This window comes from Bariatricus sp. SGI.019 (assembly GCF_050315235.1).
In the GTDB taxonomy this organism is placed as follows: Bacteria; Bacillota; Clostridia; order Lachnospirales; family Lachnospiraceae; genus JAFBIX01.
In genome coordinates, this window is record NZ_JBNPOQ010000013.1 from 94,738 (window position 1) to 101,943 (window position 7,206).

The 7,206-nt window shown below is 39.5% G+C and carries 5 protein-coding genes; 2 read left to right on the top strand and 3 right to left on the bottom strand.

The window, feature by feature from the left end; genetic code table 11:
- Nucleotides 1-20: 20 nt before the first annotated feature.
- Nucleotides 21-1,136: a glucose-1-phosphate adenylyltransferase subunit GlgD gene (gene glgD, locus ACQRD1_RS10000; RefSeq protein WP_235234107.1), complete on the bottom strand. Its 1,116-nt coding sequence runs from the start codon at nt 1,134-1,136 to the stop codon at nt 21-23.
- Between the two features lies 1 nt (nt 1,137).
- Nucleotides 1,138-2,277, bottom strand: coding sequence for a glucose-1-phosphate adenylyltransferase (locus tag ACQRD1_RS10005; RefSeq protein ID WP_235234106.1), 1,140 nt, complete (start codon nt 2,275-2,277; stop codon nt 1,138-1,140).
- Nucleotides 2,278-2,535: 258 nt separating this feature from the next.
- Between ACQRD1_RS10005 and ACQRD1_RS10010 the strand changes: the two genes are divergently transcribed.
- Nucleotides 2,536-4,347, top strand: a complete 1,812-nt coding sequence (locus ACQRD1_RS10010) for an ABC-F family ATP-binding cassette domain-containing protein (protein ID WP_235234105.1) — start codon at nt 2,536-2,538, stop codon at nt 4,345-4,347.
- Between the two features lie 116 nt (nt 4,348-4,463).
- Complete coding sequence (locus ACQRD1_RS10015) at nt 4,464-4,964, top strand: CarD family transcriptional regulator (RefSeq protein WP_235234104.1); 501 nt, start codon at nt 4,464-4,466, stop codon at nt 4,962-4,964.
- A 45-nt stretch (nt 4,965-5,009) separates the two neighbouring features.
- On the opposite strand, the gene ACQRD1_RS10020 is transcribed toward ACQRD1_RS10015, so the two are convergent.
- Nucleotides 5,010-7,199, bottom strand: coding sequence for an alpha-galactosidase (locus ACQRD1_RS10020; RefSeq protein WP_427787442.1), 2,190 nt, complete (start codon nt 7,197-7,199; stop codon nt 5,010-5,012).
- Between the last annotated feature and the right edge of the window lie 7 nt (nt 7,200-7,206).

Consider the following 7,206-nt stretch of genomic DNA (forward strand, 5'->3'; position numbering starts at 1 on the left):
ATATTAGTTAGAATAAAGTTTTAGATAACATCTTCACGACGGATATAACCAGGATTATCAGGTGTTCCGATAATCTCTTTTGCATGAATAATCTTAGCATGCTTGTCAACTACCTGGCAGTCAATGGTGATATCTTCGCCAATCTGTGTGCCTGGTAAGATAACACTGTTTTTGACAACAGCCCCTTTCTTGATTATACATCCACGTCCGATTACAGAATTCTCAATGGTACCTTCAATCAGACATCCATTGGATACAACGGAATTTTTAACATTTGCCGTTTCAAAATACTGTGTTGGGCAAGAGTCGTTTGTTCTGGTATATACCGGCCAGTCTTCATCAAACAGAGTTGTTGCTGTCTTAAAATCAATCAAAGAGATATTTGCATTGTAGAAACTGTTCAGGTCTGTAATAGATGCAAAGAATCCACGATGGGAAACGCCACGTACATCCAGTTCATTACATGCATAATTAATAGTATCTGCTAATGTATACATGGAAGAAATAGATTTTGCTTTTTTCACCAGATCGATAAACAGTTCCCTTTTCATAATATATGTATCCATGAAAATGTTTCTGTTTTTTGCAGTTCCACGATTTGGTTCCAGGGACAATACACCTTTCTGTCGGTTTAAATTCAAAGTATTACAATTCAGGAAAGAGTCCTTGGCATTGTCTACAGAATGATATAGTAATGTAATGTCTGCTCCAGAATCAATGTGTGTTTTAAGCAGAGTATCAAAATTAGCAGAATATACCATATAACTTGGGGCAATAATTACGTAAGGATTATGTGCCCGTTCAATACATTCCATATTTTCTGAAAAAGCAGCGATATCAGTGTTATATAAATCATTTTCTGCTTTTGGGTCAGTGAACAGGATATGTAATTTACCACGCTTGGAGTTGATATTATAGTGACGTCCAGTTCCAAGGTGTTCAGTCAAGGAACGCGGTTTTCTTCTAATGTATACTTGAATACGGTCAATTCCACTATTGCTCATGTTAGAGATAGGAAAGTCGATCACACGGTATCTTCCTAAGAAAGAGAATGCACCAATCGGGCGATAGTCCTCCAATCCATTTACCCAGATGTGATTTCCGGAAAAATTAACAATACCTAATGCATCACACATATTATTCTACCCCCTTTACACGTTTTGCAACAAGCTCAATGTGCTCGCTGTCAGCGCTTCCGACAACAGCGCCTTTTCCAATCTTAATTCCGTCAGCAACAAGTGCACGTGTGACAACAGCACCTTCTTCAACTTCAACGCCTGGCATTAGTACGCTGTCAATAATCTTGGCACCTGCTCCGACTTTTGCACCGGTAAACAGGACAGAATTCTTTACTTCACCTTCGATTCTGCAACCCTGAGTAATAAATGCACGTTTAATTGCGGCATCAGGTCCGATATAATGAGGCAAAGTTGTAACATCTTCCGTATAAATCTTCCATGTCGGATCATTCAGATCAAGCTCGTTATTCTTGTCCAGAAGATCCATATTTGCTTCCCACAAAGAATCGATGGTTCCTACATCTTTCCAGTAACCTTTGAATTTGTAAGCATAAAGAGTTTTATTATCATTCAGGAGCTGTGGAATGATATCCTTACCAAAATCGTGATTAGAATCTGGATTCTTCATGTCAGCAACCAACAGTTTGCGAAGCAGCTTCCAGTTAAAGATATAGATACCCATAGAAGCAAGGTTGCTCTTAGGATGCTCTGGTTTTTCTTCAAACTCTACAATACGTCCGGTCTCATCGGTGTTCATGATTCCAAAACGGCTTGCTTCTTTCATTGGAACTTCGATTACAGCGATAGTTGCGTCTGCATTATGTTCCTTGTGAGCAGCAAGCATTCTGGCATAATTCATCTTGTAGATATGGTCACCGGAAAGAACGAGGAGATATTCCGGTGAATAGGTATCGATAAAGTCGATATTCTGAGAAATAGCATCTGCAGTTCCACGATATACATCCAGATTGGCATCTGCTTTCTCACGTGGTGGAAGTACATATACGCCACTGTCTTTTGCATCCAGACCCCAGCGACCACCGGCAGCTACATAACTGTTCAGCAGAATAGATTCATACTGTGTCAATACTCCGACAACATCAATACCACTGTTTGCACAGTTACTTAATGGGAAGTCAACGATGCGGTATTTACCACCATATGAAACGGCCGGTTTTGCAACTTTGTTGGTTAATTCATGCAAGCGAGACCCCCGACCACCAGCTAAAATCATCGCTAACATATTGTTTTGTTTCATAGTGAGTCCTCTCTTTCCATTTGTGTTACATGTTATTAAATATTATACAATTTTTTGTGAATTCTTTCCATATTTTAAATCAAAAATATGCAAAATTCGTAAAATTTTTTTGATTGAAATGGAATATCTGAGAAAGATTTTCAAATTAATGTGTAATTTAGAGATTTGCATAAAGAATTGATATCTTGAAGTTGATTATAATTTCAGATATACTGACAATTAAAATGAGAATTAAAAGAATAGTGGAGAAGAAAAAGTATGAATTTACTGACGATGGAGCATATTATCAAATCTTACACCGATAGAATCCTCTTGAACGATATAGGATTTAGTATTAGCGAGAATGAAAAAATCGGAGTGATCGGAATTAATGGAATGGGGAAATCAACTCTGCTGAAAGTTGTAGCGGGTATCGAACCTTATGATTCTGGGAAAATCAGTATGAGGAGCCAAGTGAAGATATGTTACCTTCCACAGACTCCGGTATTTGAAAGTGGAACGACCGTATTAAAAGCAGCAGTAGAAGGAAATATCGATGAAATGAATCAGTGGACCGTCGAAGCAGATGCAAAAGCGATGTTAAATCAGTTGGGATTTACGGAATATGATGAGAAGATAGAGCATATGTCAGGCGGTCAGAAGAAGCGGATTGCGCTAGTAAATGCACTTTTAACATCCGCAGATATCTTGGTGTTAGACGAACCTACAAACCATTTAGATAATGCAATGTCTGAATGGCTGGAAGAATATCTGATTCAGTTCAGAGGAGCAGTTTTGATGGTCACACATGATCGTTATTTTTTGGATCGTGTTGTAAATAGGATCGTAGAAGTAGATAATGGGAAATTATACAGTTATCCGGGGAATTATTCAGAATTTGTGCGTTTAAAAGAAGAACGTCAAAATATGGCACTTGCAACGGAACGAAAGCGGAAAAGCATGCTCAGAACAGAATTGGAATGGTTAAGTCGGGGAGCAAGAGCAAGAAGTACCAAGCAAAAAGCCCATATTGACCGTATAAAAGCAATGCAGGAGATTCAGGATATTCAGGAGGAAAAGAGAGTTTCCATGAGTTCTGTTGCTTCACGGATGGGGAATAAGACGATTGAACTATCTGATATTTCTAAGTCATATGGAGAGAGAATCTTAATTAAGAATTATAATTATATTTTTTTGAAAAATGACCGAATTGGCATCATTGGTCCTAATGGCTGTGGAAAGACAACGCTTCTTAAGATTATCAATGGAATTATCCGGTCAGATACAGGGACCGTAGAGATGGGACAGACAATCCGGGTAGGTTATTTTTCACAGGAAAATGAATATATGGATGATTCTGAGAAAGTGATTGATTATGTAAAGGAAGTCGGGGAATATATTACGACTCCAGAAGGAAAGATTACTGCTTCACAGATGCTGGAGAATTTCTTGTTTGACGGAGCTATGCAGTGGTCCAGAATTGAAAAGCTTTCGGGAGGGGAGAAGCGGAGACTGTATCTGCTTCGTGTGCTGATGAGCTCTCCGAATGTCTTGATTCTGGATGAGCCTACCAATGATCTGGATATCCAGACGTTGACAATTCTGGAAGATTACCTGGATCGGTTTGACGGAATTATCATTATTGTATCTCATGACAGATATTTTCTGGATCGCACGGTAAATCGAATTTTTTCATTTGAGGGAGAAGGAGAGATTCGTCAGTTTGAAGGAGGATATTCAGATTATCTGATTCGTAAGGAATTAGAAGCTGTTCCAGAAGAAAAAGTGTCTGCCGGAAAAGCTGAGAAAGCTGATAAAGATGCGAACAAAGATGCATGGAAACAGCATGAAAAGAAAATAAGATTTACTTATAAAGAACAGAAGGAATTTGAATCTATTGATGATGATATTGCAGAATTAGAAGGGGAAATAGAAAAACTGGATCAGGAGATTGCACAGAATGTAACAAATTCTTCCAGATTAAATGATCTGTTGAAGGAGAAAGAACAGATAGAGCAGGCATTGGATGAGAAGATGGACCGCTGGGTATATTTAAATGATCTGAACGAGCAGATTAAGCAGATACAATAGTTTTTTGAACGATAAATCAGGCAAGTTTTGTAAAAATCTTCTTACATCAAAAAATTGAGCATGATATAATATTTATGTATCAGAGACTTAAAAATAACTCCAGACAGGAGGTAAATATGTTTGAGATAGGAGATTACGTAGCACATTATAAAGAAGGTGTCTGCGAGGTAACGGCCATTGGAAAATTGGATATAAGCTGCTCAGATAAGAAGAAAAAATATTATACATTGAAGCCCTTATATGATGCTGGCGGAACACTTTATACACCTGTAGATAATGAGAAAAATCAAATCAGAAAGATCATAACAGAAGAAGATGCACATGCATTAATTGGCGATATGCCTAATGTTGACACTCTGTGGGTGCCTGATGAGAAGCGAAGAGAAGCATTATACAAAGAAGCATTGTTAAAAAATGAATGCAGGGAATGGGTCGCAATCATCAAGACTTCTTATCTGCGTAAGATGAAGCGTCTGGCATCTGGTAAGAAAGCAATTAATGTCGATGATAAGTATTTGAATATTGCAGAATTTTTCCTGTATGGAGAGTTGGCAGTGGCTCTTGGAATGCCAAAAGAAAAAGTGAAAAGCTATATTGTAGAACATGTAGGAGCATAAGAAATAAAAGACTGCCTGAATCTGTTTGAGATTCAGGCAGTCTTTTTAACATCTGGTAATATGAATGCGGAAGCTTTCGTATTCTGCCTTGGCAAAAGGAAGCAAAAGTCCGCCGTTCATCAGTACATCTCCAGGATATTTCTTCCCATCGATCAGATAAGCACTGTGCGGATCCAGTCCTTTTAATTTGATATAATTTCCAGGACCATTGGGATGAATCTGTAAAGATACAATACACAGAAGGGCCTCGCTTTTATCTTCGGCAACAAATTCCCAGCTATGATAGCTTTGGGCTTCTGAGGGATCTGTCAGCCGATAGTAATTACCATTCTGGATTAAAGAATCATAGCTTTTGAATTCTTTGATCTGAGCTTTTACAAGAGCTTTTTCTTCATCGGACATTTGATTTACGTCCAATTCATATCCAAAAGTTCCTGACATAGCAACAGTTGCTCTGGTGTTCAGAGGAGTTATGCGCCCAGTCTGCTCATTAGGACATTTTGAAACATGAGATCCCATGGTGCTGACAGGATAACCGAAAGAAGTTCCATATTGGATGCTGAGGCGTTCAATAGCATCTGTATCATCACTGCACCAGATCTGCGGTGTATAATATAACATTCCGGCATCAAATCGTCCGCCTCCTCCGCTGCATCCTTCAATCAAGATATCAGGATAACGCTGAATCAGTTTTTCCAACATATCATATAAGCCCAGAATATAGCGATGGGCGACTTCTCCCTGCCTTTTGGCGGGAAGCTTAGCACTGTATATATCAGAAATACTGCGGTTGAAATCCCATTTCAGATATTCAATTTTGGCAGAATCCAGAACTTGGCAAATATGAGTGAAAATATAATCCCGGACATCTTCCCGGGAGAAATCCAGTACCAACTGGTATCGAGAACGACAAGGCGCCTTACCAGGAACCTGAAGAGCCCAGTCAGGATGTGCGCGGTATAGATTGCTGTCTTCGTTGACACATTCAGGTTCAAACCAGATGCCGAATTTCAGGCCTAATTTGTGAATCCGCTCAGAAAGCTCGCCAAGTGTGCAACCTAATTTCTCTTCATTGACGAGCCAGTCACCTAGTCCGGAGACGTCCAGGTCGCGCTTGCCAAACCATCCGTCATCCATGACGAAGAGCTCGACGCCTAGTTCGGAAGCATCTTTTGCCATCTGGACTAATTTATCCCCGTCAAAATCAAAATACACGCCTTCCCAGCTGTTCAGAAGGATCGGTCGTCTAGCTGTTTTGTATTTGCCTCGGCATAGATTATTGCGGTATGCTTTATGATAGATATGCGACAGATTGCCAAGCCCACAGTCAGAAAAAGCCATAGCAGTTTCGGGTGCATAGAATTTTTCACCGGGTTTTATACAATAATAAAAATTATCAGGATGAATGCCCAGGAGAATCCGTGTCTGATCATATTGATCATATTCTGCAAGGCCTGAGAAATCTCCGCTGTATAAAAGTGAAAATCCATAACAATTACCGGTATCTTCCGTTGTGTCTTGCTCAGACAGAATGAAGAAAGGATTGTATTGGTGGCTGGAAGTTCCACGGGTGCTTCCGATGGACTGAATGCCATGCTGCAGAGGAGATTTTTGGTGCGTGCGTTCTTTTACATGTCGCCCATAGAATGTATGAAAATTAAAGTTTCCATGCAGATAGTCTACACAAGTACTTTGTATATTTTCAAAATAAAGATCATCACTACAGTGATTTTCAATACATACTGCTCTTGTGATAATGTCCAGATTTTCAAGAACTCCATAGTATATATGAACATAAAAACAGTGTCTGGTATCTTCCAACGTGATGATGAGGGTATATGCCTTTGTGTCTTCCGTTGCATAGATAGCGGGAAGCCCAGGAAGAGAATACTTACCATTTAGAATCTGATAACTGTAGTATCGAAGCTCACAAGCATTGGAACCGTCAGGATAACGGACTTTTAATGCCGTAGAGCGGTAGTCTCCGCTTCCATAGACGGGATACTCTTGTGGCAATGCGTCTAAGGAATAGGTCCTTTCGTTTTCCGTTTCATAAGGGTTCCCGGAAAAGCCCCTGTCTTCGTATGTAATCAGATAAGAATAGTCAAAAGAGGTTCCGTTATTGCCGAACCAGGTATGGAGTAATACTCCATACCTGTCGGCTTTCATCTGGTACATGCTATGGTCTGTCTGTAGTGTAAATATTCGTTTTGTATCGTCAAGTAAAATTGCCATATATACG